22 protein-coding genes are annotated in these 23,230 nt (G+C 45.1%); 13 read left to right on the top strand and 9 right to left on the bottom strand.

What is annotated here, in order from left to right; translation table 11 throughout:
• The first annotated feature begins 209 nt into the window (after nt 1-209).
• Together nhaR and L3V37_RS14310 are read left to right on the top strand one after the other, a co-directional pair.
• Nucleotides 210-1,100 carry a transcriptional activator NhaR gene (nhaR, locus tag L3V37_RS14315; RefSeq protein WP_005385959.1) on the top strand — a complete coding sequence of 297 codons (891 nt, stop codon included), beginning with the start codon at nt 210-212 and terminating at the stop codon, nt 1,098-1,100.
• Between the two features lie 288 nt (nt 1,101-1,388).
• Entirely contained in the window at nt 1,389-1,697 is a 309-nt protein-coding gene (locus L3V37_RS14310; protein ID WP_005381940.1) for a metalloregulator ArsR/SmtB family transcription factor, read from the top strand.
• A 304-nt stretch (nt 1,698-2,001) separates the two neighbouring features.
• Here the strand turns inward: L3V37_RS14310 and rpsT are convergent, their stop codons facing one another.
• Nucleotides 2,002-2,262 carry a 30S ribosomal protein S20 gene (gene rpsT / locus L3V37_RS14305; RefSeq protein ID WP_005381938.1) on the bottom strand — a complete coding sequence of 87 codons (261 nt, stop codon included), beginning with the start codon at nt 2,260-2,262 and terminating at the stop codon, nt 2,002-2,004.
• 305 nt (nt 2,263-2,567) lie between these two features.
• Here rpsT and murJ point away from each other — a divergent pair, with 305 nt between their 5' ends.
• The 6 genes from murJ to ispH all read left to right on the top strand — a co-directional run bounded on the left by murJ (nt 2,568) and on the right by ispH (nt 10,173).
• Entirely contained in the window at nt 2,568-4,130 is a 1,563-nt protein-coding gene (gene murJ, locus L3V37_RS14300) for a murein biosynthesis integral membrane protein MurJ (protein ID WP_237306503.1), read from the top strand.
• Between the two features lie 69 nt (nt 4,131-4,199).
• Nucleotides 4,200-5,135, top strand: coding sequence for a bifunctional riboflavin kinase/FAD synthetase (ribF, locus tag L3V37_RS14295; RefSeq protein WP_005381933.1), 936 nt, complete (start codon nt 4,200-4,202; stop codon nt 5,133-5,135).
• A 64-nt stretch (nt 5,136-5,199) separates the two neighbouring features.
• Nucleotides 5,200-8,028 (top strand): isoleucine--tRNA ligase, encoded by a 2,829-nt coding sequence (gene ileS, locus L3V37_RS14290; RefSeq protein ID WP_017821497.1) that lies wholly within the window; start codon nt 5,200-5,202, stop codon nt 8,026-8,028.
• A 73-nt stretch (nt 8,029-8,101) separates the two neighbouring features.
• Complete coding sequence (lspA, locus tag L3V37_RS14285) at nt 8,102-8,608, top strand: signal peptidase II (protein ID WP_005385948.1); 507 nt, start codon at nt 8,102-8,104, stop codon at nt 8,606-8,608.
• Between the two features lie 144 nt (nt 8,609-8,752).
• Nucleotides 8,753-9,184: an FKBP-type peptidyl-prolyl cis-trans isomerase gene (gene fkpB, locus L3V37_RS14280; protein ID WP_005381922.1), complete on the top strand. Its 432-nt coding sequence runs from the start codon at nt 8,753-8,755 to the stop codon at nt 9,182-9,184.
• Between the two features lie 23 nt (nt 9,185-9,207).
• Complete coding sequence (ispH, locus tag L3V37_RS14275) at nt 9,208-10,173, top strand: 4-hydroxy-3-methylbut-2-enyl diphosphate reductase (protein WP_017636164.1); 966 nt, start codon at nt 9,208-9,210, stop codon at nt 10,171-10,173.
• Between the two features lie 46 nt (nt 10,174-10,219).
• On the opposite strand, the gene L3V37_RS14270 is transcribed toward ispH, so the two are convergent.
• The 4 genes from L3V37_RS14270 to L3V37_RS14255 form a co-directional block, all read right to left on the bottom strand.
• Complete coding sequence (locus tag L3V37_RS14270; RefSeq protein ID WP_237306502.1) at nt 10,220-10,693, bottom strand: low molecular weight phosphatase family protein; 474 nt, start codon at nt 10,691-10,693, stop codon at nt 10,220-10,222.
• Nucleotides 10,694-10,764: 71 nt separating this feature from the next.
• Nucleotides 10,765-11,493, bottom strand: coding sequence for a two-component system response regulator BtsR (gene btsR, locus L3V37_RS14265; protein WP_213908273.1), 729 nt, complete (start codon nt 11,491-11,493; stop codon nt 10,765-10,767).
• 31 nt (nt 11,494-11,524) lie between these two features.
• Nucleotides 11,525-13,195, bottom strand: coding sequence for a sensor histidine kinase (locus tag L3V37_RS14260; RefSeq protein WP_005381915.1), 1,671 nt, complete (start codon nt 13,193-13,195; stop codon nt 11,525-11,527).
• Between the two features lie 193 nt (nt 13,196-13,388).
• Nucleotides 13,389-14,873, bottom strand: a complete 1,485-nt coding sequence (locus tag L3V37_RS14255) for a carbon starvation protein A (protein ID WP_005381914.1) — start codon at nt 14,871-14,873, stop codon at nt 13,389-13,391.
• A gap of 280 nt (nt 14,874-15,153) precedes the next feature.
• Between L3V37_RS14255 and L3V37_RS14250 the strand changes: the two genes are divergently transcribed.
• Together L3V37_RS14250 and L3V37_RS14245 are read left to right on the top strand one after the other, a co-directional pair.
• Nucleotides 15,154-15,495, top strand: a complete 342-nt coding sequence (locus L3V37_RS14250; RefSeq protein ID WP_005381912.1) for a DUF2799 domain-containing protein — start codon at nt 15,154-15,156, stop codon at nt 15,493-15,495.
• A 113-nt stretch (nt 15,496-15,608) separates the two neighbouring features.
• Nucleotides 15,609-15,881 (top strand): hypothetical protein, encoded by a 273-nt coding sequence (locus tag L3V37_RS14245; RefSeq protein ID WP_053350226.1) that lies wholly within the window; start codon nt 15,609-15,611, stop codon nt 15,879-15,881.
• 51 nt (nt 15,882-15,932) lie between these two features.
• Here L3V37_RS14245 and murQ read toward each other — a convergent pair whose 3' ends face one another.
• Nucleotides 15,933-16,862: an N-acetylmuramic acid 6-phosphate etherase gene (gene murQ / locus L3V37_RS14240; protein ID WP_237306501.1), complete on the bottom strand. Its 930-nt coding sequence runs from the start codon at nt 16,860-16,862 to the stop codon at nt 15,933-15,935.
• 36 nt (nt 16,863-16,898) lie between these two features.
• A complete protein-coding gene (locus L3V37_RS14235) occupies nt 16,899-18,011 on the bottom strand; it encodes an anhydro-N-acetylmuramic acid kinase (protein WP_130544978.1) in 1,113 nt (370 codons plus the stop codon).
• 99 nt (nt 18,012-18,110) lie between these two features.
• On the opposite strand from L3V37_RS14235, the gene nagZ reads away from it, so the two are divergent.
• The 3 genes from nagZ (at nt 18,111) to tyrA (ending at nt 21,527) form a co-directional block, all read left to right on the top strand.
• Entirely contained in the window at nt 18,111-19,094 is a 984-nt protein-coding gene (gene nagZ, locus L3V37_RS14230) for a beta-N-acetylhexosaminidase (protein WP_017821494.1), read from the top strand.
• A 207-nt stretch (nt 19,095-19,301) separates the two neighbouring features.
• Nucleotides 19,302-20,378: a 3-deoxy-7-phosphoheptulonate synthase gene (locus L3V37_RS14225; protein WP_237306500.1), complete on the top strand. Its 1,077-nt coding sequence runs from the start codon at nt 19,302-19,304 to the stop codon at nt 20,376-20,378.
• Nucleotides 20,379-20,399: 21 nt separating this feature from the next.
• Nucleotides 20,400-21,527, top strand: a complete 1,128-nt coding sequence (tyrA, locus tag L3V37_RS14220; RefSeq protein WP_130544975.1) for a bifunctional chorismate mutase/prephenate dehydrogenase — start codon at nt 20,400-20,402, stop codon at nt 21,525-21,527.
• 76 nt (nt 21,528-21,603) lie between these two features.
• Here tyrA and L3V37_RS14215 read toward each other — a convergent pair whose 3' ends face one another.
• Together L3V37_RS14215 and L3V37_RS14210 are read right to left on the bottom strand one after the other, a co-directional pair.
• A complete protein-coding gene (locus tag L3V37_RS14215; RefSeq protein ID WP_005381900.1) occupies nt 21,604-22,605 on the bottom strand; it encodes a M23 family metallopeptidase in 1,002 nt (333 codons plus the stop codon).
• Nucleotides 22,606-22,644: 39 nt separating this feature from the next.
• Entirely contained in the window at nt 22,645-23,004 is a 360-nt protein-coding gene (locus L3V37_RS14210) for a PilZ domain-containing protein (RefSeq protein WP_237306499.1), read from the bottom strand.
• Between the last annotated feature and the right edge of the window lie 226 nt (nt 23,005-23,230).

Genomic DNA, 23,230 nt, shown 5'->3' with positions numbered 1-23,230 from the left:
TAATGGTTAAATTTTGATTTCGTTTTGTTTGGTTTTTGCGTTTTTTTTGTAGAGAAAATGCGCCTCAGTTCAACTTTTATGACAGTGTTGACTTTATACTTTCGGTAAAACTTATGCTTTTGTAAGGTATTGTATGGTTTTGTCGAGTTTATTGTTTGTCTCTGTCACATTTGGTATAAAAAGTATCACTTTCTTTTCGGGACTCGATCATGTCACATCTAAACTACAACCATCTCTATTATTTCTGGATGGTGTGCAAACAGGGCTCTGTAACTAAGGCGGCTGACGCGCTCTTCCTGACACCGCAAACCGTGACAGGACAGATTAAAGCGCTTGAAGAGCGCATGAAAGGAAAGTTAACCAAGCGCAATGGTCGTACAGTTGAGCCCACTGAGTTAGGTCAGCTTGTGTTTAAGTACGCCGACCGGATGTTCGGTTTGAGCTATGAGATGTTAGATATCGTCAATTACAGCCAGCACTCGAACATTCTATTTGAAGTTGGTGTAGCCGATGCATTATCTAAACGCTTGGTCAGTAAAGTACTGATGACGACCGTCCCGGAAGATAACAGTATTCATTTACGCTGTTATGAATCAACCCACGAACTGCTACTTGAACGCCTTTCTCAGCACAAGCTAGATATGATCCTTTCAGATTGTCCCGTTGATTCTACTCAAAGTCCTGGCCTTTATAGCAAAAAGTTAGGTGAAAGTAGCATGAGCTTTTTTGCTTCTTCTGAAATTGAAAATGTGCGATTTCCTGAGATCTTGGAACAAAAAAAACTTCTGATTCCCGCGAGCCGAACGGCTATGGGGCGTAAAGTTATTCAATGGTTTGATCGTCAAGGCCTTCAAGCCAATGTGCTGGGGGAGTTTGATGATGTTGCGTTGATGAAAGCTTTTGCTCGGTACCACGACGATGTGATTTTCTTGGCACCGACCGTATACATGTCGGAGATTGAAGACGACCGAAATTTACAGCTAATTGGCCATGTCGATGGGCTAAAAGAAGAGTACTACGTGATTTTTGCGGAACGAATGATCCAACACCCCGCGGTAAAAAATGTTTGTGATGCTGATTTCAGTCAAATGTTTGAGTAAACCCGTATCGTTGCGTAAATAAATAGATTACTATCAATAAAAATATAATTCTAAATAATATCTAAGTAAGCAAGATACTTGTTTTAGTGAGCAAAACTATTAATTATTGATGGCGCACCAATTAAAATCCTTGGTGGATAATATTGGTGTATCACTAACAACTAAATTAGAGGTTCTAATAATGAAGACTCTGGGAGTGTATCTTGATTTTCTTAGATATATAAATCAGTGCAACACAACAAGCTGGCCAGGGTTGGAATAAGTAAGTTGTAGCTAGAGGTCCAACACATGAATCTACAAGAAATGGAGCAGAACTCCGCAAAAGCCGTCGTGTTGCTCAAAGCGATGGCAAACGAGAGACGCCTACAAATCCTTTGTATGCTGCATAACCAAGAGCTGTCCGTGGGAGAGCTGTGTGCAAAGTTAGAGCTAAGCCAGTCGGCATTATCTCAGCATCTTGCTTGGCTTCGCCGTGATGAGTTAGTCACGACAAGGAAAGAAGCACAAACGGTGTACTACACATTAAAGAGTGATGAAGTGAAAGCGTTAATAAAAACACTGCATAGTCTTTATTGTGCTGAGAGTGCTCAACATTAATTAAATAGTCCTAATATACTGCTCATCTTAGAGTGTGAATCTAACTTGTTGGAATATTTGAGAGTGGCGTTAAACTTTTGATGATAGGGTACTACTCATCGACCAATTTGCTTTGTTCTCAAGTGTTTTAATAGTGCTTTCTAGTTTGAGCGTTATATGGGTAATGAATAAGCTGATGTCTTTAAATGGGACATTCAGAAAAAGAAAAGCTGGCATTGCCAGCTTTTTTTATTAAGAAAATTTTGTAGATATAAAAAAACCGACACAAGGTCGGTTTTTTCTTCGCTGTAAAATCAGGACTCTATTAAAGAGCTTTGATTTGTGCAGCGAAACGAGACTTATGGCGAGCTGCTTTATTCTTGTGAATAAGGCCTTTAGTTGCCATGCGGTCTAGGATAGGTGTAACTACAGCGAATGCAGCAGTTGCAGCTTCTTTGTCGCCTGCTTCGATAGCAGCAACAGTTTTCTTCATGTAAGTACGCATCATTGAGCGACGGCTAGCATTGTGCTGACGACGTTTCTCAGCTTGGATAGCGCGCTTCTTAGCAGATTTACTATTTGCCAAGGGTCTAACTCCCAAAAACTTAGTTCTGTGACAATTTAAGGGCGAGGAATATCCCTCATTTGCGCTTAAATGTCAAATGATTTGTGCAAAAACCGATCTAAGCCAAAACAAATTTTGGTAAGAGAGGTTATCGCGGTTAAGATGGCGGGGATTCTAACAGCATTTTTATACCAATGCTAATAATTATCCGCGAAAGGCACACTTATTCCTTACAACCCGCGGATAGATTTTTGACGTCTATTTACAGCACCTGTCAGAGAAACAGTATAGGGTTAGCTGTCTTATGGTGATATTCCGAGGTTACAGTGAGTAAACGACTACTCAAGTCTGGCATGATCGTCAGTGCTATGACATTTATTTCCCGCGTTCTTGGCCTAGTTCGTGATGTTGTAGTGGCAAATTTAATGGGGGCAGGAGCAAGCGCAGACGTATTTTTCTTCGCCAATAAAATTCCTAATTTTTTACGACGTTTGTTTGCTGAAGGTGCTTTTTCCCAAGCGTTTGTACCTGTTTTAACGGAAAGCCATGCTCAAGGCGACATGGATAAAACTCGGGAGCTCATTGCTCGTGCGGCGGGTACATTAGGGGTGATAGTCTCAATTGTTACCATCTTAGGTGTTCTAGGTTCCGGAGTGGTGACTGCACTGTTTGGTTTTGGTTGGTTCCTAGACTGGATGCATGGTGGTCCCGCGGCTGAGAAGTTCGAACTTGCTAGCGTGATGCTCAAGATTACCTTTCCTTATTTATGGTTCATCACTTTTGTTGCCCTATCGGGAGCCATTCTCAATACACTAGGTAAGTTTGCGGTTTCTTCGTTTACTCCTGTCTTCCTCAATGTGATGATCATTTTGGCAGCATGGTTTATCTCGCCGCAGATGCCACAGCCAGAGATTGGTCTTGCCATCGGTGTTTTCCTTGGTGGTTTGGTTCAGTTCTTATTTCAAATCCCTTTCCTTATTAAAGCGGGGGTTATGGTTAAGCCGAAATGCGGCTGGCGCGATCCGGGCGTGGTGAAGATCCGAACCTTAATGATTCCTGCTTTGTTCGGTGTGTCGGTAAGCCAAATCAACTTGTTGTTTGATACTTTTATTGCCAGCTTTCTGCAAACCGGTTCGATCAGTTGGTTGTACTATTCAGATCGCTTGTTGGAATTCCCGTTAGGTCTGTTTGGTATTGCTATTGCAACGGTGATTTTACCAGCATTATCACGCAAACATGTTGACGCACAAAATGAAGGATTCGCACAAACCATGGACTGGGGGGTGCGCATGGTGATCTTACTTGGCCTTCCTGCAATGCTTGGTTTGATGGTACTGGCAAAACCTATGTTGATGGTGTTATTCATGCGAGGTGAGTTTTCGCCACAAGACGTACATCAAGCATCATTGTCACTCTTTGCTTACGCTTCAGGCTTGTTGAACTTTATGCTGATTAAAGTGCTCGCTCCGGGTTATTACTCGCGTCAAGACACTAAAACGCCAGTGAAATACGGCATCATTGCGATGGTGACCAACATGGTATTTAATGCAATTTTTGCGTACTTCTATGGCTACGTTGGCTTGGCTATCGCGACAGCACTATCGGCATTTGTGAATATGGCACTGCTGTATCGTGGCCTGCACATCGCAGAGGTATACCAAATCACTAAGCGAACCGTCTTCTTTATTATACGTTTATCTATTGCTGGCGCGGCGATGGTGGCGGCAATCTTATGGCAACTGGAAGATATGTCAGTATGGCTGGGCTGGAGCTTTGCTCACCGAAGCGCGGTGCTAGGGATGTTGATCGGTTTAGGAGCCGTAGTTTACCTAGTGGTTCTATTTTTAACTGGTGCGCGTTTAAAAGACCTAAAAGCTGGGACAGACTGAGGGTGATTAGTATATAATCCGTCAGTTTCACACAGTGTAAAGTAAAACAGAGGCAGAAAGCAGTATCCAATGGAACTGATTAGAGGCATTCACAATATCAACCCGCGACATCATGGTTGTGTGCTGACTATTGGCAATTTCGATGGTGTCCATAAAGGCCATCAACAAGTATTGCAGCAAGTGTCTGAGCAAGCGGACAGGCTATCCTTGCCTTCTGTTGTGATGACCTTTGAACCTCAGCCGATGGAGCTGTTTGCCAAAGACAAGGCACCTGCAAGGTTGACGCGATTACGCGATAAGTTCGTGCAATTGAGTAAGCTCGATATTGACCGCTTACTGTGTGTCAATTTCAATCGCCATTTTGCAAGTTTAACCGCGGAAGAGTTTATCCGTGACTTGTTGGTCGAGCGTTTGGGTGTTAAGTTTCTTGTCGTTGGTGATGATTTCTGCTTTGGCAAAGGCCGTACAGGTAACTTTGCAATGCTGCAGGAAGCAGGGGAAAAATACGGCTTTGATGTCGTAAGTACCCAGAGCTTTTGTTTACAACAATTACGTGTCAGCAGTACGGCTATCCGTCAAGCGCTGGCGCGTGACGATTTGCATTCCGCGCAACAGATGCTGGGAAGAAACTACAGCATCAGCGGTCGTGTTTCTCACGGAAGAAAGCTAGGTCGAACCATTGGGTTCCCTACAGCAAATATTCCTTTGAAACGCTGTGTTTCTCCGGTTTCCGGAGTCTATGTTGTTCAAGCGCTTGGCTTAGGAAATAAGCCAGTTGGTGGTGTTGCTAATATTGGTCAAAGACCAACCGTCAATGGTGTTCGCCAACAGTTAGAAGTGCACTTATTCGACTTTCATGCCAATTTATATGGCAAGCAACTAGAAGTGGAACTTTTGCATAAACTTCGAGATGAGCAAAAGTTTGAGTCGTTTGAAGCACTTAAACAACAAATCGAATTGGATGCTGAAGCAGCAAGGGTGTGGCTGCGTCAGCTTAAGCGTTGAGCGGTTTATTCCACCGTTCAACATAATGTCTAATTTTCGCCCAATATAACGGAATTAAGAATCGATGAGTGAGTATAAAGATACCCTGAACTTACCTGAAACAGGGTTTCCAATGCGCGGCAACCTGGCCAATCGTGAGCCAGAAATGCTTAAGCGTTGGTACAAAGAAGATCTTTACGGTGAAATCCGTAAAGCTAAGAAAGGCAAAAAGTCATTCGTATTGCACGATGGCCCTCCTTACGCAAATGGTGACATTCATATTGGTCACGCACTAAACAAGATTCTTAAAGACATTATTATTAAATCCAAAACACTTTCAGGTTTTGACGCACCTTACATCCCAGGCTGGGACTGCCACGGTCTACCAATCGAATTAATGGTAGAGAAGAAAGTAGGTAAGCCAGGCCAAAAAGTGACAGCCGCGGAATTCCGCGAGAAATGTCGTGAATACGCAGCAGGTCAGGTTGAAGGTCAGAAAGAGAGCTTCAAACGCCTTGGTATCATGGGTGAGTGGGACAAGCCATACCGCACTATGGATTTCGCAACTGAAGCGAACATTATTCGTGCTCTTGGTAAGATTGCAAGCAATGGTCACCTTCTAAAAGGTTTCAAACCTGTTCACTGGTGTACAGACTGTGGTTCTGCTCTTGCTGAAGCGGAAGTAGAATACAAAGATAAAGTATCGCCATCTATCGACGTTCGTTTTAAAGCGGCTGACGAAGCGGCACTGTTGTCTAAATTTGAGCTGACTGAAGGTCATGAAGGTCACGGTGACGTATCTATCGTTATCTGGACAACAACACCTTGGACACTGCCAGCAAACCGCGCGGTATGTCTACGTGATGATCTAGAGTACGTGCTTATCCAAACAGAAGGCGACAACGCTGAGCGTATCATCGTTGCTGCTGAGCTAGCGAAAGACGTAATGGACCGTGCGGGTATCGAGCACTTCCACAACCTTGGCTTTGCTAAAGGTGCGGATCTAGAGCTCTCTCAATTCCAACACCCATTCTACGATTTCACTGTACCGGCGATCCTTGGTGATCACGTTACGACTGATTCAGGTACTGGTGTTGTTCACACTGCTCCTGGTCACGGTCAAGAAGACTTCGCGGTTGGTAACAAGTACAACCTAGAAGTAGCAAACCCAGTTGGCTCAAACGGTGTTTACCTACCAGATACAGAGCTATTTGCTGGTCAGCACGTATTTAAAGCGAACGATGCAGTAGTAGAAGTACTAAAAGAAAAAGGTGCACTACTACACCACCACGCTTACGAGCACAGCTACCCACACTGTTGGCGTCATAAGACTCCAATCATCTTCCGTGCTACACCTCAATGGTTCGTTTCTATGGACCAAGCTGGCCTACGTGCTAAAGCATTAGAGTCAATCAAGAATGTAGAGTGGATGCCTGAGTGGGGTCAAAGCCGCATCGAAGGTATGATCGAAGGTCGCCCTGAGTGGTGTATCTCTCGTCAACGTACTTGGGGTGTGCCAATTGCTCTGTTTGTTCATAAAGAAACAGCAGAACTTCATCCAAACACGCTAGAGCTGATCGAGAAAGTAGCGAAGCTGGTTGAAGAGAAAGGCATTCAAGCATGGTGGGATGTCGATGCCGCTGAACTACTAGGTGCTGACGCTGACCAATACGAAAAAGTGCTAGATACGCTAGACGTATGGTTCGATTCAGGCGTCACTCACTTCTCTGTTGTTGATGCTCGTGAAGAGTACAACGGCAACAGTGCAGACCTATACCTAGAAGGTTCTGACCAACACCGTGGTTGGTTCCAGTCTTCTCTAATTTCATCTATCGCGATGAAAGACGAAGCGCCTTACAAACAAGTACTGACACACGGTTTCGTGGTTGATGGTCAGGGGCGTAAGATGTCTAAATCTATCGGTAACGTGGTTGCGCCAAAAGACGTAACTAACAAGCTAGGTGCTGACATTCTTCGTCTATGGGTTGCTTCAACAGACTACACTGGTGAAGTTGCAGTTTCTGATGAAATCCTAAAACGTAGCGCAGATGCGTACCGTCGTATCCGTAACACAGCGCGTTTCTTCCTAGCTAACCTGAGCGGCTTCAACCCTGAAACAGACATCGTTCCTGTTGAAGAGATGGTTGCGCTAGATCGCTGGGCAGTTGGTCGTGCACTAGCAGCACAAGAAGAGATTGTTAAAGCATACGAAGAGTACAACACACACGGTGTAACTCAGCGTCTAATGCAATTCTGTTCAATCGAAATGGGCTCTTTCTACTTAGACGTAATTAAAGACCGTCAGTACACAGCAAAACGTGGCGGCAACGCTCAACGTAGCTGTCAGACTGCACTTTACTACATCGTAGAAGCGCTAGTTCGTTGGATGGCGCCAATCATGTCGTTCACTGCAGATGAAATCTGGAACGAAATGCCAGGTCAACGCGACAAGTTCGTATTCACTGGTGAGTGGTTCGACGGTCTATTCGGTCTTGCTGAAGGTGAAGAGCTGAACAACGAATTCTGGTCTGAGATCCAAGCGGTTCGTGGTGCGGTTAACAAACTTCTAGAAGATGCGCGTAAAGAGAAAACCATTGGTGGTGCACTACAAGCTGAAGTGACTCTATTTGCTGATGACGCACTAGCGGCGAAGATCAACAAACTTGAAGATGAATTGCGCTTTGTTCTACTAACATCTGCTGCGAAAGTTAAGCCTCTAGGTGAGAAGACGGATGCAGCACAAGCGACGGATATCGAAGGCTTGTTTGTAGAAGTAGCAGCAGCTGAAGGCGAGAAGTGTGACCGTTGTTGGCACCACACGCCAGACGTAGGCACAATTGAAGGTCACGAGAAGATCTGTGGTCGTTGTGTGTCTAACGTAGACGGCGAAGGTGAAGTACGTAAATTCGCGTAATTGCCTAGAACGACTGAACTTTTTTTAAAATTAACAGCCCCAGTATTTACTGGGGCTGTTTGTAGGTAAAGTAATGAGTGAAAAAGCACTGACGTTAAAGCAATCTGGAGTTCGCTGGCTGTGGTTAGCAATTCTGGTATTTATTGCAGATATTGGCATCAAATTGGTGGTGATGGACAACATGGGCTACGGATGGGCAAACCGAATTGAGGTGTTGCCATTCTTCAACCTACTTTACGTTCATAACTACGGTGCCGCTTTCAGCTTCTTGAGCGATCAAGCTGGTTGGCAGCGCTGGTTATTTACAGGTATCGCGTTTGTTGTTACGGGTCTTTTGACCTACTGGATGAGTAAGCTTCCAGCAAAAGAAAAATGGAACAACATTGCTTATGCACTGATTATTGGTGGTGCAGTGGGCAACGTGTTTGACCGCGTCGTTCATGGCTTTGTTGTTGATTACCTAGACTTCTTCTGGGGTAACTACCACTGGCCAGCATTCAACCTTGCTGACATGGCGATCTGTATTGGTGCGGCAATGATTATTCTGGATGGCTTCCGTAAAAAAGACGCTGACAAGTAATCTTTTGCGGTATATCGAATAACCCTAAGCGTCGTCCGTTGATTCGAGCGACGCTTTTTATTATGTTGGAGCGCCAATCAGCATATCAATGTATAAAAAGACCAAGCTGACAGCGTAATAACCCAAGAACAAGGAAGCATTAACGTGACAACAATAACCAATGAATCGGTAGTAACCCTTCACTTTACGATTAAAATGAAAGACGGATCGGTTGCAGATAGTACTCATAACATGGGTAAACCAGCGAAGTTTGTTATGGGTGATGGCAGCTTGAGTGAAAACTTTGAGCAGTGCTTGATAGGCCTCGAAACAGGCGCACAAAAAGCGATTGAGCTAAAGGCAGAAGACGCGTTTGGTATGCCAAACCCTGATCATATTCACTATATGGATCGCACTAAATTTGTAGGTGATGCAGAAGTGGAAGTTGGTACAATCATGGCCTTCAGTGGCCCTGATGGCATGGAAATCCCGGGCATTATTACAGAGATTGCAGGCGATTCAGTCACTGTGGACTTCAACCATCCTCTAGCGGGACAAGACGTGACTTTCGAAGTTGAAATTTTGTCAGTAGAATAGCGAACCCAATAAAGATAATTTCCATGAGCAATGAAATGAAAATCCTATTAGCTAACCCACGCGGCTTTTGTGCTGGTGTAGACCGTGCGATTAGCATCGTAGAGCGTGCGCTAGAGATGTATCAGCCACCGATTTATGTGCGTCATGAAGTGGTGCATAACCGTTTTGTGGTTGAAGGGCTAAAACAACGTGGTGCTATCTTCGTTGAAGAGCTGCATGAAGTGCCAGACAACAACATTGTGATTTTTTCTGCTCATGGTGTGTCGCAGGCGGTTCGTCAGGAAGCCAAGCTGCGTGATTTGACCGTATTTGACGCAACGTGTCCTTTAGTAACCAAAGTGCATATGGAAGTGGCGCGTGCGAGCCGTCGTAATATGGAAGTGGTTCTGATTGGTCACGCAGGTCACCCTGAAGTCGAAGGTACGATGGGGCAATACGCCAGTGAAACCGGTGGTATGTACTTGGTTGAAACTCCAGCCGATGTTGAGAAACTGAAGGCGATTGTGAAAGATCCATCCGATCTTCATTACGTAAGCCAAACGACGCTTTCTGTCGATGAAACTGCCGATGTTATCGAAGAGCTACGCCGCGTGTTCCCAGATATCCAAGGTCCACGTAAAGACGATATCTGTTACGCGACACAAAACCGCCAAGATGCCGTACGTGAATTAGCTGGTGACGTAGATGTTATGGTTGTGGTGGGTTCTAAAAACTCATCAAACTCTACACGTCTTAAAGAGCTAGCAGAAAAGCTAGGGACACCTGGCTACTTAACCGACTGTCCGGAAGATATCAAACCTGAGTGGTTCGAAGGCAAAACAAAGGTCGGCGTGACTGCGGGAGCATCTGCTCCGGAAGAGCTCGTTAATCAGATTCTAGAGCGAATCAAAGAACTCGTCGGTGCCGAAGCGGTTGATGAAGTACTTGGCCGTGAAGAGAATATGTTCTTTGAAGTACCTAAAGAACTGCAAATCAAGCAAGTGGATTAGTCTCCATTTATCGAATATTCAAAAGGCGATCTGTGGGTCGCCTTTTTTACATCTCTCTTAACTCATTTAGGTAATCACGAATTTGGTCTTTTCCTAAACCATCGATAATCATATCAGACATCTTCGTGATTCTTCGCTCAAGCGATTGAGCAACCTTTTCGCAATGTGCGTACATGTCTTCATCAGAACCATCGGTCGGAAAAGCATCAACTTGCCAGTTTACTCGAACACCACCTGCAAGCCACTGAGGAGCGGTTTCTTGATGGAAAGAATCACAGAGAATAATAACGATGTCGGGAAGAAACTGAGTTCGCTCCTCCCATGAATGCGTGTGGATATGCGGAATGGGGAGTTGGTGGTCATCTAAATATTTTTGCACCACTGGGTGCACCTTGCCTGTGGGATGTGAGCCTCCACTGGTGACACTAAAATCTGCTGGCAGGATATTGGTTGCGATTGACTCCGCGAGGACGCTTCGTCCAGCGTTGTGCTTACATATGAATAAAACTTTATACATCATCGCCTCGTCTTTTCAGAGCGTCCTATTTATACGCTAGCGGAAACTCAGCGATGATGTGTGAAGTTTTTGTGTTAGTGGCTAATGCCGAGCATCTCTTTGAGCACCTTTAAGTAGCGGCGGCTTACTGGTATCTCAAAGCCTGTTTTGGTAATGATTTCCGCTAACCCATTTTCCAGTAACTTGATTTCGCTAATCGCTTTAATACTGACTAAGTATTGACGATGGCAGCGGACTAGAGTGGTTTTCTCTTCCAACGTTTTTAATGTCAGTTGGGTGCTCGCGGTTTGGCTGGTGGAGCGTACATGCACGCCGCTGATATCACTGTAAGCACATTCCACCGTGTCGGTGGCCATGATAACGATGCGGTTGTGTCCGATGCACGGTATCTGATCCAACGTGTCAGGTGTAATAGCAGACAGTTGTTGCGTTAGGGCGGATTGGCTAATGACTTTGTTTAGTCGTTTGACCGTTTTAGTTAACCGGCATGGGTCGACAGGTTTGAGCAAGTAATCAAAGGCATTGTCTTCAAATGCTTGAATCGCATACTGATCATAAGCCGTGACAAAAACCACATAAGGCATGGTTTCTGGATCAAGCATCCCTAGTAATTCAATCCCCGTGACTTGAGGCATTTGGATATCGAGAAACACCACATCAGGCTTGAGTTCATTGATTTTTTTTAGGCCGAGGATTGCGTTTGAGGCATCGCCCACGACCTCAACTTGGCCTGTTTCATCCAGTAACTCTGCTAGCTCTTCACGAGCAAACTGTTCATCATCAATGACGAGTGCGGTTAACATCCAACATTACCTTTATTGCTTCAGCGTGCTTTTATGATTTTGGGGGAATGATAAAGCTCATTTTAGTAAATTGATGTGGCTCGCACGTAATTTTTAGCGCTGCATCACGTCCAAATTGATTAGTGAGACGTTTGTCGACAATTTCTAAACCTAGCCCTGAGTGGTTTTCTTTTGGCGGTTCAAAACTGCCTGCGTTGTCTTCGACGGTAATCAAGTGACCTTGTGGGTGTGCTTCGCTGTAGATATGAACTTTACCACCTTCAAGCATGTTTGAAATGCCATGCTTAATGGCATTCTCAACCAAAGGCTGGAGTGTAAAGCTTGGTAATTTGATGTCCAGCAATTCAGGTTGAATATCGATTTCAACCTCTAAGCGGTCCGTAAAACGCGCTTTTTCGATGCTCAAGTACGAGTTTACATGTGCAAGCTCTTCCTTTAGCGTCACGGTATTAATGTTCTGCTTTAAATTGCTGCGGAAGAAGTGCGATAAATTTTGGATTAGCTCGCGCGCTTTGTCAGGGTCGCGACGAGTAATCGCACTAATAGTATTGAGTGCATTAAACAAAAAGTGTGGATTCACCTGAGCGTGAAGCAATTTTATTTCTGCTTGGGCGAGTAAGGCTTGTTGTTGTTGGTAATCGCCATAAAGGATTTGGCTAGATAGAAGCTGGGCTATTCCTTCCGCCATCGACATGTTGGCCGTCGAGAACAATTTACGCTTCGGTTCATACAGCTTTATGGTACCAATGACCTCTTTCCCTGCACGCAGTGGGATGATCAGCGCAGATCCGAGCTTGCAATCTTTTGCAATGGAGCATTGGTATGGACGCTCCGCGCCATCAAGATAAATGATGTCGTTTTTCTCCATGGAGTCTAATGTGCTTTGCGATGAAATCGGCGTGTTCGGTTTATGGTGATCATCGCCAATGCCCACAAACGCCAAGATCTTTTCTTGGTCAGTAATCGCGACAGCGCCCACTTTGGTTTCTTCGTAAATAATACGTGCGATTTTCTCTGCGTTTTCGGTGTTGAAGCCGTTGCTTAGAATTCCCACTGAGCGATCAGCAATGGTGAGCGCTCGACGCGAAAACGTCGCAGAAAACTTTTCAAAGATTGCTTTTCTGTCTTGCAGGATACTCATGAACAACGCCGCACCAAATGAGTTCGCGATGATCATAGGCGCTGCAATAGCGGACACCAGTTCATAGGCTTGATCAAAAGGTTTCGCGACGGCGAGCAGCAAAATCATTTGCACCACTTCTGCAACAAACGTGACGCTGAATACGACGCTTGGATTAAACAGCAATGCGCCTTTATTTCGCTTGATAAGGTAAACGTGGAGCAAGCCACCAATTACGCCCTCGGCGGTGGTTGAAATTGCGCAGGCTAGGTCAGTAAAGCCACCAAGAGAGTATCGATGGATGCCACCAGTAAATCCGACGGCGAAACCTACAACAGGTCCACCAAACAGCCCGCCCATAACTGCGCCGATCGCACGAGTATTGGCAATAGCATCGTTGATGTGCAGACCGAAATAGGTGCCGAGAATACAAAAGCCAGAGAAGAGTACGTAACAAATTAGGCGGTGGCTTAAGCGCGAAGAAATACTCAGCAAAGGTAAGATGATTGGCGTTTTACTTAGCATGTAAGCCAAAACTAAGTACACGCACATCTGTTGTAAAAGGGAGATGACCAGTTCCATAGTGAACCTAACCTAGAATCAATGTTGTTATTGTATACCTAAGTAACCTCAAGATGCTTGGCTCAGATAGATAAGAACAGCTAAGTAAATGATGCTGCGCTGTGCTTTCTGAGTCTTAAAGTGACTTGGGTATAAAACAAAAAGAGCCTGCAATTGGCAGGCTCCTATCTTAGTCACTCAGATGTGACGAGTATTACGCTGTTTCTGATACGGCTTGTGGTTTCTCTTCGTCAGCCAGTTCAGTTTCACCTTTACCCTTAGAGGTTTTGATAACGTAACCTGTCACAGCTAGGGCAAACACAATACCTACGATAGTTGATAGTTGCATTGGCAGACCAAAACCTAGCGAGCTGTTGTTTAAGATGAACGTGACACATACCGTGGTCATGAAGATAGCTGGGATAGTGGTAATCCAGTGCAGCTTGTTGTGACGCAGTAGGTAAGCGGACGCAGTCCAAAGCATCATTACCGCTGTTGTTTGGTTTGCAAAACCGAAGTAGCGCCAGATAATGCCGAAGTCTACTTGAGTTAAGATACCGCCGATAACGAACAGTGGAAGTGCCATCAGTAGACGGTTACGTAGCGTTTTTTGTTCCATGTTGAAGTATTCAGCAAGGATCAAGCGGCTTGAACGGAACGCTGTATCGCCAGACGTAATTGGTAGGATAACCACCCCCAGGAACGCAAGGATACCACCGAACACACCTAGCAGACCAAATGATGCGCTGTATACCACGTTACCAGGGCCACCGTTTTTCACAGCTTCTGATAGAGCGTCTAGAGAGCCGAAGAAAGACAGAGCGATAGCACACCAAATTAGCGCGATAACACCTTCACCAATCATTGCACCGTAGAATACGAAGCGACCGTTTTTCTCATTTTCCATACAACGCGCCATCAGTGGAGACTGAGTTGCGTGGAAGCCAGAGATAGCGCCACATGCGATAGTGATGAACAATGCAGGCCATAACGGCATGTCATTTGGGTTGAGGTTAGAGAACATATCCGAAACTTGGAAGTCACCCATCACTGTGTGTTCGCTAGAGAAAGCAACGGCTGTCATTAGGCCAACAGACATAAAGATAAGTAGGGCGCCAAACAGTGGGTAGAAACGACCAATGATTTTATCGACAGGAACAATCGTCGCAATGATGTAGTAAGCAAAGATAGCAATAACCATTGTCGTCATGCTTACGCTCAAGCTTGTTTGATCATTGATGAGGTTAGTAATCATGCCAGCAGGGGCTGAAACGAACACTACGCCAACTAGAAGCAATAGGACAATGGCAAAAATATTCATAAAGTGTTTTGCGCCATTACCTAGGTAGCGACCTGTAATGGTAGGTACAGATGCACCGCCGTTACGCACTGAAAGCATGCCTGAGAAGTAATCGTGTACTGCACCAGCAAAAATACAACCGACTACAATCCAAAGCATCGCCGCAGGACCGTATAGTGCCCCCATGATCGGGCCAAAAATTGGACCAACACCTGCGATGTTAAGTAGTTGAACTAGGTAAACTTTCTTTGTTGACATTGGAACGAAGTCAACACCGTCCGATTTGGTGTGAGCTGGCGTTTGGCGTTTTTCATTGATGCCGAAAATCTTCTCGACGAAAGCGCCGTAGATGAAGTATCCGCCGATTAGGGCTGCGACACAGGTTAGAAACCACATCATAGCAATTGTCCTTGGTCTTAGTTGGGTAGGGTAATTTTTTAATCTCAGGATGCATGTTATGCGTCACTTGTGTTAAATGCATTCGGTTAGTAGATGAGTGGTCGAATAGAGCACTGAGTGGTCGATATGCTGCTTGAGCGGTTTTTAAAAATGGCGAAAGGCTGATGACAGTCTTGAGCGGCTGATTTGAGTCATCAGTGGTTAAATCTGCAAGCTCAGCGGCAAGCGCCAATAATTAGTGGTAAGCTTATTTTTGAAAACAATTACTTAAGGAAGAACCATGAAAAAGGTAACGGTAGGTCTGGCACTGGCTTTACTTGCAGGATGCACAGCAACGACAGCAGATCTTGCCAAGTCGGGAGATTGGCATCAAATCGGATATCAAGATGGCATAACCGGACACACATCGCGCACGATGAGCGAGCTTCGTGAGTTGGGTAGTGTTAAGCAAAGTGACTACGATCAAGGTTATTTAGAAGGTTTACGTGAGTACTGTAATCCTGCTTTTGCGTATCAAATGGGGTTATCTGGTCAGTATTACGAAGGGGTTTGTGAAGGTACTGAGCAAGCGCAAAAATTCCGCATGGAATGGCAACGTGGCTGGAATGAATACTCAAATTAATAGTCAATAAAGCCGTTGTTACACTGTCTGCATCACATAAATGTGGCAAAATCTTCCTTATTAAACTATGTTCATACTGCTTGATAGTGAGCACAGAAAAAAGGAATCACATTATGTCAACGCAAATGGCTGGTGGCTGGAGTCCATTTCATGAACTCACAGCAGATAATAAAGAAGTATTTGCTAAAGGTATCGAGGGGTTTGTCGGTGTCAAATACTCCCCTTTGGTTGTGGCTACTCAAGTCGTAGCCGGACAAAACTATGCGTTTTTCTGTAATGCAGAAGTTGTCTACCCTGGAGCACAACCATACCCAGCAATGGTTCATATGTTCAGTGACCTTGAAGGTAAAGTCGGTATTACTCACATTGAACGATTGAACTACTAAATTAAGCCATAAAAGGCGCCTGACTTTTAAATAAGTGAGGCGCTTTATTGATTAAGATTGATTAGCTTGCTCGATCACGACTTTTCTTAAATATCCTTGCTTGGCGTTCAGTTGCTCAGTTGCGCTTTCTTTATCCAGCCCGGTTAAAATCATCAAAATCGCTAACTTGGCGTCGTAGTCCGTTTCTTTGAGCGCCGTTTTAGCCTCTTGGTTAGTACAATCTGTTGCTTGCATAACAATACGAGCCGCTCTTGCAACTAGCTTTGCATTCGTCGCTTTCACATCTACCATTAAGTTCTGATAACTTTTGCCCAGGCGAATCATGCTTGCGGTAGTGAGCATGTTCAGTACGAGTTTTTGTGCTGTCCCTGATTTTAAGCGAGTGGATCCCGTTAACGCTTCAGGTCCAACAACGGGGCTAATCGCAATATCAGCAATATCTGCAATCGGAGAGTCAGGGTTACAAGATAGTACTACAGTGGTGGCACCAAGCTCGTTCGCATACTCTAAGCCACCAATCACGTAAGGTGTTCGTCCACTTGCCGCAATACCAACGACGACATCGCGTTGTGTTAGCGTATTCTCTTTAAGATCTTGCTCGCCCAATGCTGGGTCGTCCTCCGCCCCTTCTTTTGCACGGAACATTGCCTCTTTTCCACCAGCAATAATACCAACGACCATCTCTGGATCTGTGCCAAAAGTTGGTGGGCATTCTGAAGCGTCCAAAACGCCAAGTCGACCACTGGTACCCGCACCGATGTAAAACAACCGACCTCCGACCTTAAATGCTTCCGTGATCTTATCAACGGCTTCAGCGATCTCAGGCAATACTTTTTCAACGGCAAGAGGAACGAGTTTGTCCTGTTGGTTGATGCGTTGAACAATATCGAGAGAAGGCAGCAAGTCGATGTCCATGGTGTCTGGATTTCGCCCTTCAGATACCAGATGGGATAAAGCTGCGATAAGTGCATCGTTCGTCATAATGAATTAAGCCTTTTTGTTTAGGATCTATTGCCCTTAATTTTTTGAATAGAGTACACCCAGTGAAGCGAGACGACTTGCCCCCGTAACTTCCGGTAAGTTGCTAGGGAGGCCGTGAATATGGCGCTGCGCAAGCCAAGCAAACGCCATTGCTTCCATGTAGTCGCCATCAACGCCTTTTTCTGCCGTTGTCGCAACGCTCCATTGTGGCAATAACTTAGCTAGTCGCTGCATCAAAAGTGGGTTTCTTGCTCCACCGCCACAGACCAATAGTTGAGGTGTGATGCCATGAGAAAACTTGTCGACTTCGTTGGCAATGGTAATTGCAGAATACTCGCAAAGTGTACGTTGTACGTCTTCGATTGGTAACTTGTGATGGACCATTTGTTGATGCAGCCAGTCAATATTGAACAGTTCTCGTCCGGTACTTTTAGGGGCTGGCATGGCGAGGTAAGCTTCTTTGAGTAATTGAGTCAACAAAGTAGCGTTTACCGTTCCTTTAAGTGCAAATTGTGCATCTTCGTCGAAGCTTTGCCCAGTATGCAGAGCACACCATGCGTCCATCAACATATTGCCCGGGCCTGTGTCATAGCCAATGACTGGTTGTTCTGGATGCAGTACCGAGATATTGGCAATGCCTCCAATGTTAAGTACCACAGTTGTGGAATCCTGCATCGCAAAAATGCTTTTATGGAAAGCAGGGACGAGTGGGGCACCTTGTCCACCTAGCGCCATGTCTTTACGACGAAAATCCGCTACCGTATCAATGCCTGTCTTGACCGCGATAATGTTGGCATCGCCCAATTGAGTGGTAAACGGCAAGTTTCCGGTAGGCTGATGGAACACTGTTTGACCGTGATTACCAATCGCACGAATTTGCTCTGCGACGTAACCAGACTTATTGAGCAGCTGTAACACGGCATCTGCAAATAGGTGGCCGAGCTGGTGGTCAAGTTCACCTATGGCTTTTAAATTTGTTGCTTGACCGGTACAAACAGATAACAGCATGTCTTTTAGTGCTGCGGGCATTGGGTAGTCGTCGTGCGCAATCAGGCGAACGTGCTCATCGCTTATTTCAACTAGAGCGGTATCAACACCATCCATACTCGTTCCAGACATCACACCAATGTACAGTTCGTTAAATTTCATAGCCGATCTCGTCAATTCTTCATTCACTTATTGTAAAGCAAACCTGAAGCGAATAACCTCATCGAATACGAGATATTCAGCCGATTTTGAGGAGAAAACATGGGACCGTTATGGGTTGACGTTGCGGGGTATGAACTGACCGCTGAAGACAAAGAAATCTTGGAGCATCCTACGGTTGGTGGCTTAATTCTATTTGCTCGCAACTATCATGATAGCAAACAGCTTCAAGCACTTACTCAATCCATCCGAAAGGCGGCTAAGCGCCCGTTTTTGATCGGTGTGGATCAAGAAGGCGGCCGAGTGCAGCGCTTTCGTGAAGGTTTCTCATTAATTCCTGCTGCTGATGAGTACGCTAAACATCAAAATGGTGAAGAGCTTGCTCGTATGGGCGGTTGGTTAATGGCAGCAGAGCTGATTGCCCATGATATTGATTTAAGCTTTGCCCCGGTACTTGACCAAGGCCATCAATGTAAAGCGATCGGTAACCGCGCATTCGGTGAAGATGCCGATACCATTCTTCGCTATAGCACTGCTTATATGCAAGGAATGAAGAGTGTTGGCATGGCAACGACAGGCAAACACTTCCCTGGACATGGTGGCGTGATTGCAGACTCACATCTAGAAACACCATACGACGAGCGCAGTGATATTTTTGAACAAGATATGGCGATCTTCAAAGCGCAAATTGATGCCGGTATTTTAGATGCCATGATGCCTGCTCACGTGATTTTCCCACATTATGATGCTCAACCAGCCAGCGGTTCTGAATACTGGTTAAAACAGGTCCTGCGTCAGCAATTGGGTTTTAAAGGTTTGGTTTTTTCGGATGACTTGACCATGGAAGGCGCTGCGATCATGGGCAGCCCTGCCGAGCGAGGTGCTCAAGCATTGAGAGCTGGCTGCGATATGTTGTTAATGTGTAATAAACGAGAAGCGCACGTTGAGGTATTAGACAACTTACCGGTTTCAACCGTGCCACTCGCGGATGGATTACTGAAAAAACAGTCATTTTCTCCAAGCGAACTTAAGCTATCTCAAGAGTGGAAAGCGGCGAGTGAAGCGATGAAACGCTTGACTAGCTAAACCTCTTGTAAAAGATTCAAAACAGCGATGAGAAGCCAAAGTTAATTATACTTTGGCTTTTTATTTGACTGTAAACATAGATTTACACTAAATGTTTTTTATTATGTACGCTTGTTTTTCTTTTTTAGCCTGTTATCTTGTCGTTAAAGCTTAGTTGTCTCACCAAAGGTTTGGTTGGGTGTAAAAATAAATATACAGGTTAGGGTTATGCAGAAAAGTGAGTTGAGCAATATTAATATTATCGAAGAACAGGTTCTTATTACTCCGGAGGAACTAAAAACCAAGCTTCCTTTGAGTGAAAAAGCACGTCGCTTTATTCAAGAGTCTCGTCAAACTATCGCTAATATTATTCACAAGAAGGATCACCGCCTGCTTGTTGTATGCGGTCCATGTTCTATCCACGACGTGGAAGCGGCGAAGGATTACGCAAAGCGACTTAAAGCACTCTCTGAACAACTAAGTGACCAACTGTATATTGTTATGCGTGTTTACTTTGAGAAGCCGCGCACCACGGTCGGCTGGAAAGGACTGATCAATGACCCACACCTAGACGGCAGTTTCGATATTGAGCACGGTCTGCATGTTGGACGCGAACTTCTGGTGGAGCTGGCAGAGATGGAAATCCCGCTCGCGACTGAGGCTCTAGACCCAATTAGCCCACAATACTTGGCGGATACTTTTAGCTGGGCAGCCATCGGTGCTCGTACGACGGAGTCACAAACTCACCGTGAAATGGCAAGCGGCCTGTCTATGCCAATCGGTTTTAAGAATGGCACGGATGGCAGTTTGGCAACCGCAATTAACGCGATGCAAGCTGCGTCCTCTAGCCACCGTTTTATGGGAATTAACCGTGAGGGACAAGTCGCACTGTTAACCACCCAGGGCAATGCTAATGGACATGTGATCTTACGTGGCGGCAAGCAAACTAACTACGATTCGGTATCAGTCACTGAGTGTGAGCAAGAGATGGCGAAATCTAGTCTTGATGCTTCATTAATGGTGGATTGCAGTCACGCCAACTCACGTAAAGATTACCGTCGCCAGCCACTAGTCGCGGAGGATGTGATTCATCAAATCCGTGAAGGCAATAAATCTATTATCGGTCTTATGATTGAAAGCCATATCAATGAAGGAAATCAATCTTCTGACTTAGCTCTTGAAGAGATGAAATACGGTGTATCTATCACTGACGCATGTATCAATTGGGATTCAACTGAGGCACTATTACGTCATGCATATGAAGAGCTAGTGCCTTTCTTAGAAAATCGTCTAAAGGCTAATTAATACAGGATTTAAGGAACATCAATGGCAGTTGAACTTAACGCATTACGCGATCAGATTGATGCAGTCGATAAGCAAATGTTGGAGCTATTGGCTCAGCGTTTAGCGCTCGTAGAGAAAGTTGGGGAAGTAAAAAGCGAACATGGTTTGCCAATTTATGCTCCAGACCGCGAAGCGGCGATGTTAGCTTCTCGTCGCGCTGAAGCTGAAAAAATGGGAATTCCTCCACAGCTTATTGAAGATATTCTGCGTCGAACAATGCGTGAGTCTTATGCCAGCGAGAAAGATTCCGGTTTTAAGTGTTTGAACCCTGATTTACGCTCAGTTGTTATTATTGGTGGTAATGGTCAATTGGGTGGCCTGTTTGGGCGTATGTTCAAATTGTCGGGCTACCAGGTCAAAGTTCTCGGTAGTAAAGACTGGGATCATGCGGATGAGATTCTAGACAACGCGGGTTTAGTCGTGGTCACGGTGCCGATCCATCTAACGGAAGGGGTGATCGAAAAACTGGGGAACTTGCCGCAAGACTGCATTCTGTGTGACCTGACTTCTATCAAGTCGAAGCCTCTGCAAGCAATGTTGAATGTGCACCAAGGTCCTGTGGTTGGTTTGCACCCAATGTTTGGCCCAGATGTTCCGAGCCTTGCCAAGCAGGTTATTGTGTACTGTGATGGCCGTGGTCACGAGCATTACCAATGGCTATTGCAACAGTTTGGGATTTGGGGCGCAAGCTTGTGCCAAATCGATGCACAAGAGCACGATCATGGCATGACGTTGATTCAGGCGCTGCGCCACTTCACGTCGTTTGCTTACGGTATGCACCTTAGCAAAGAGAATCCGAACATCGATCAGTTGTTGAAGTTAAGCTCGCCAATCTACCGCCTTGAATTGGCGATGGTGGGACGACTGTTTGGTCAGGATCCGAACTTGTACGGTGATATCATTTTCTCTTCTCAAGAGAATATCGATATGATCAAGCGATTCCATCAGCGTTTAGGTGATGCGGTAGCGATTCTGGATAGCGGAGACAAAGCGCGATTCATCGAAAGCTTTAAGCAGGTGAGTGATTGGTTTGGTACTTATTCTCAACAATTTATGAATGAGAGCCAAAACTTACTCAAACAGGCGAATGATAATATTCATCGCGGTTAATCACGGGTTATTTAGTCGTGCGAGTCCGAAACAAAAAGAGCAGCGTAAGCTGCTCTTTTTCGTGTTGATGGACAAATCAGTTCGTCGCAGTATTACTCGTATCTTCACTTGATACTGTGTTGATACTGGTATCGCGATAGGGTGAATTGGTTAAATTGACTTGTAGACGTACAACGTTATCAATCAATTGAACCAAAGGTCCCCATTTCACTTTTTTCTCTTTTTCAAAGACGTCATTGAAGTTTTCTGGCGTCCACTCCATTAAGTATTGAGGGTTGAGTGCTCGTCCGAGGAAGCGTACTTCATAGTGCAAGTGTGGCCCTGTGGAGTTGCCAGAGTTACCGCATTGAGCAATGATGTCGCCTTTACTAACAAACTGACCGCTTTTCACTTTGAAGCGTTGTAGATGAGCAAAGGAGCTCATAAAGCCAAATGAGTGACGAATGGTGACATAGTTACCATAACCACGATTGCTCGGGCGAACGGTTTCCACCACACCGTCAGCCGGTGCCAGGATCTCTTCTCCTCTTTTACAAGTCAGATCGATACCAGTATGAACATGCCTCTTACCTGAAATCGGATTAATACGACTGCCGTAAGAAGAAGAAATACGTTGGTATGTGACTGGACTGTCATTTGGTATCAAACGGAACATCGTCGCGCGAACAGCAGAGTCGATAGCGGCTGCGTCAATTCGCTCCTCTAACCCCATGCTGTTCTCATCGATCATCAACTCTTCGTCTGCGAGACCTAAAACCGATTCAACGTCGAATACCCGTTTGCCCAATAGCTGAATTTGATTGTTTTTGTCCGTCAAAGACTGGGAAAGTGAATGATTGGTATCAAGCTGCTCTTCGTAAAGAGCCGTCACTTCGGCCTTTTCACTTTCCAGTTTGGCGATGATTTGTGTTAGTTCGTCTTTATTGTGCATCTGCTGCTGATTAAGGTACCACGCGCCACCAACGACGGCGGGTAATGCTAATACTGAAGCAAATACTGCTAGGACCGAACTGCGGCCCAAATAGAACTGCTGATCGCCGTCTTTCGTCGGGATCTGCATGATGATTTTTTTAGACATAGTTATTGTTACTTAAATAGGCGTTCATTTATTTTTCTCCTAAAAACCAGAGAGGTGCTCTAACTCTCGATTCAGAAGGTCGTTATTGCCTACATTCAATTCTATAAATCGTTTTAGTTGGCTAATGCTTTCGATGTCTATCTTAGCGATCTTCAACCTAATCTCACACTTAGAGACATCCACAACTTGCGCTTTTAACGTAATCAATTGTTCGGATTGATCAAATGAAAAAGTCACATGGACCGGAAGGGTTGGATCCAAAGCCTCAGTCTCTTCCACTTTCATGAGTAAACCATGCAAGGAAAGATCTTGAATCCTAGCTTCAATTGCCAAGTCACGTTGTTCTATCTTAGCTGGAGCTTGATGGAGAACACGTGAAAAGCGTCGTCTCTCTGTCATATGAATATTCTCGTCAGGTCGTCAAACAGAATTGAATAGTATATCAATACGAACAAAAAATGTTCGATTGTTGTTTGAAAAGTGTCGAGGTCGGTACAGAGTGACGTAAGTGCAATGTCATGTTCTTAACGAACGAGACGGGCTAATGAGCTCTTTTTATAACAAAGAAAACAAAGGCCGCTATGATAGCGGCCTTTGTACAAATTACAATCAAACTTTGTGGGTT

It is taken from the genome of Vibrio sp. D54 (genome assembly GCF_021728075.1).
Lineage (GTDB): Bacteria > Pseudomonadota > Gammaproteobacteria > Enterobacterales > Vibrionaceae > Vibrio > Vibrio alginolyticus.
This window is presented reverse-complemented; position numbering and strand designations above follow the sequence as displayed.

Excerpts from the sequence above, each read along its gene's own strand:
- nhaR (WP_005385959.1), top strand. The coding sequence starts at position 210 with ATGTCACATCTAAACTACAACCATCTCTATTATTTCTGGATGGTGTGC.
- L3V37_RS14310 (WP_005381940.1), top strand. The coding sequence starts at position 1,389 with ATGAATCTACAAGAAATGGAGCAGAACTCCGCAAAAGCCGTCGTGTTG.
- ribF (WP_005381933.1), top strand. The coding sequence starts at position 4,200 with ATGGAACTGATTAGAGGCATTCACAATATCAACCCGCGACATCATGGT.
- ileS (WP_017821497.1), top strand. The coding sequence starts at position 5,200 with ATGAGTGAGTATAAAGATACCCTGAACTTACCTGAAACAGGGTTTCCA.
- lspA (WP_005385948.1), top strand. The coding sequence starts at position 8,102 with ATGAGTGAAAAAGCACTGACGTTAAAGCAATCTGGAGTTCGCTGGCTG.
- ispH (WP_017636164.1), top strand. The coding sequence starts at position 9,208 with ATGAGCAATGAAATGAAAATCCTATTAGCTAACCCACGCGGCTTTTGT.
- L3V37_RS14270 (WP_237306502.1), bottom strand. The coding sequence starts at position 10,693 with ATGATGTATAAAGTTTTATTCATATGTAAGCACAACGCTGGACGAAGC.
- btsR (WP_213908273.1), bottom strand. The coding sequence starts at position 11,493 with ATGTTAACCGCACTCGTCATTGATGATGAACAGTTTGCTCGTGAAGAG.
- L3V37_RS14260 (WP_005381915.1), bottom strand. The coding sequence starts at position 13,195 with ATGGAACTGGTCATCTCCCTTTTACAACAGATGTGCGTGTACTTAGTT.
- L3V37_RS14255 (WP_005381914.1), bottom strand. The coding sequence starts at position 14,873 with ATGATGTGGTTTCTAACCTGTGTCGCAGCCCTAATCGGCGGATACTTC.
- L3V37_RS14250 (WP_005381912.1), top strand. The coding sequence starts at position 15,154 with ATGAAAAAGGTAACGGTAGGTCTGGCACTGGCTTTACTTGCAGGATGC.
- L3V37_RS14245 (WP_053350226.1), top strand. The coding sequence starts at position 15,609 with ATGTCAACGCAAATGGCTGGTGGCTGGAGTCCATTTCATGAACTCACA.
- murQ (WP_237306501.1), bottom strand. The coding sequence starts at position 16,862 with ATGACGAACGATGCACTTATCGCAGCTTTATCCCATCTGGTATCTGAA.
- L3V37_RS14235 (WP_130544978.1), bottom strand. The coding sequence starts at position 18,011 with ATGAAATTTAACGAACTGTACATTGGTGTGATGTCTGGAACGAGTATG.
- nagZ (WP_017821494.1), top strand. The coding sequence starts at position 18,111 with ATGGGACCGTTATGGGTTGACGTTGCGGGGTATGAACTGACCGCTGAA.
- L3V37_RS14225 (WP_237306500.1), top strand. The coding sequence starts at position 19,302 with ATGCAGAAAAGTGAGTTGAGCAATATTAATATTATCGAAGAACAGGTT.
- tyrA (WP_130544975.1), top strand. The coding sequence starts at position 20,400 with ATGGCAGTTGAACTTAACGCATTACGCGATCAGATTGATGCAGTCGAT.
- L3V37_RS14215 (WP_005381900.1), bottom strand. The coding sequence starts at position 22,605 with ATGTCTAAAAAAATCATCATGCAGATCCCGACGAAAGACGGCGATCAG.
- L3V37_RS14210 (WP_237306499.1), bottom strand. The coding sequence starts at position 23,004 with ATGACAGAGAGACGACGCTTTTCACGTGTTCTCCATCAAGCTCCAGCT.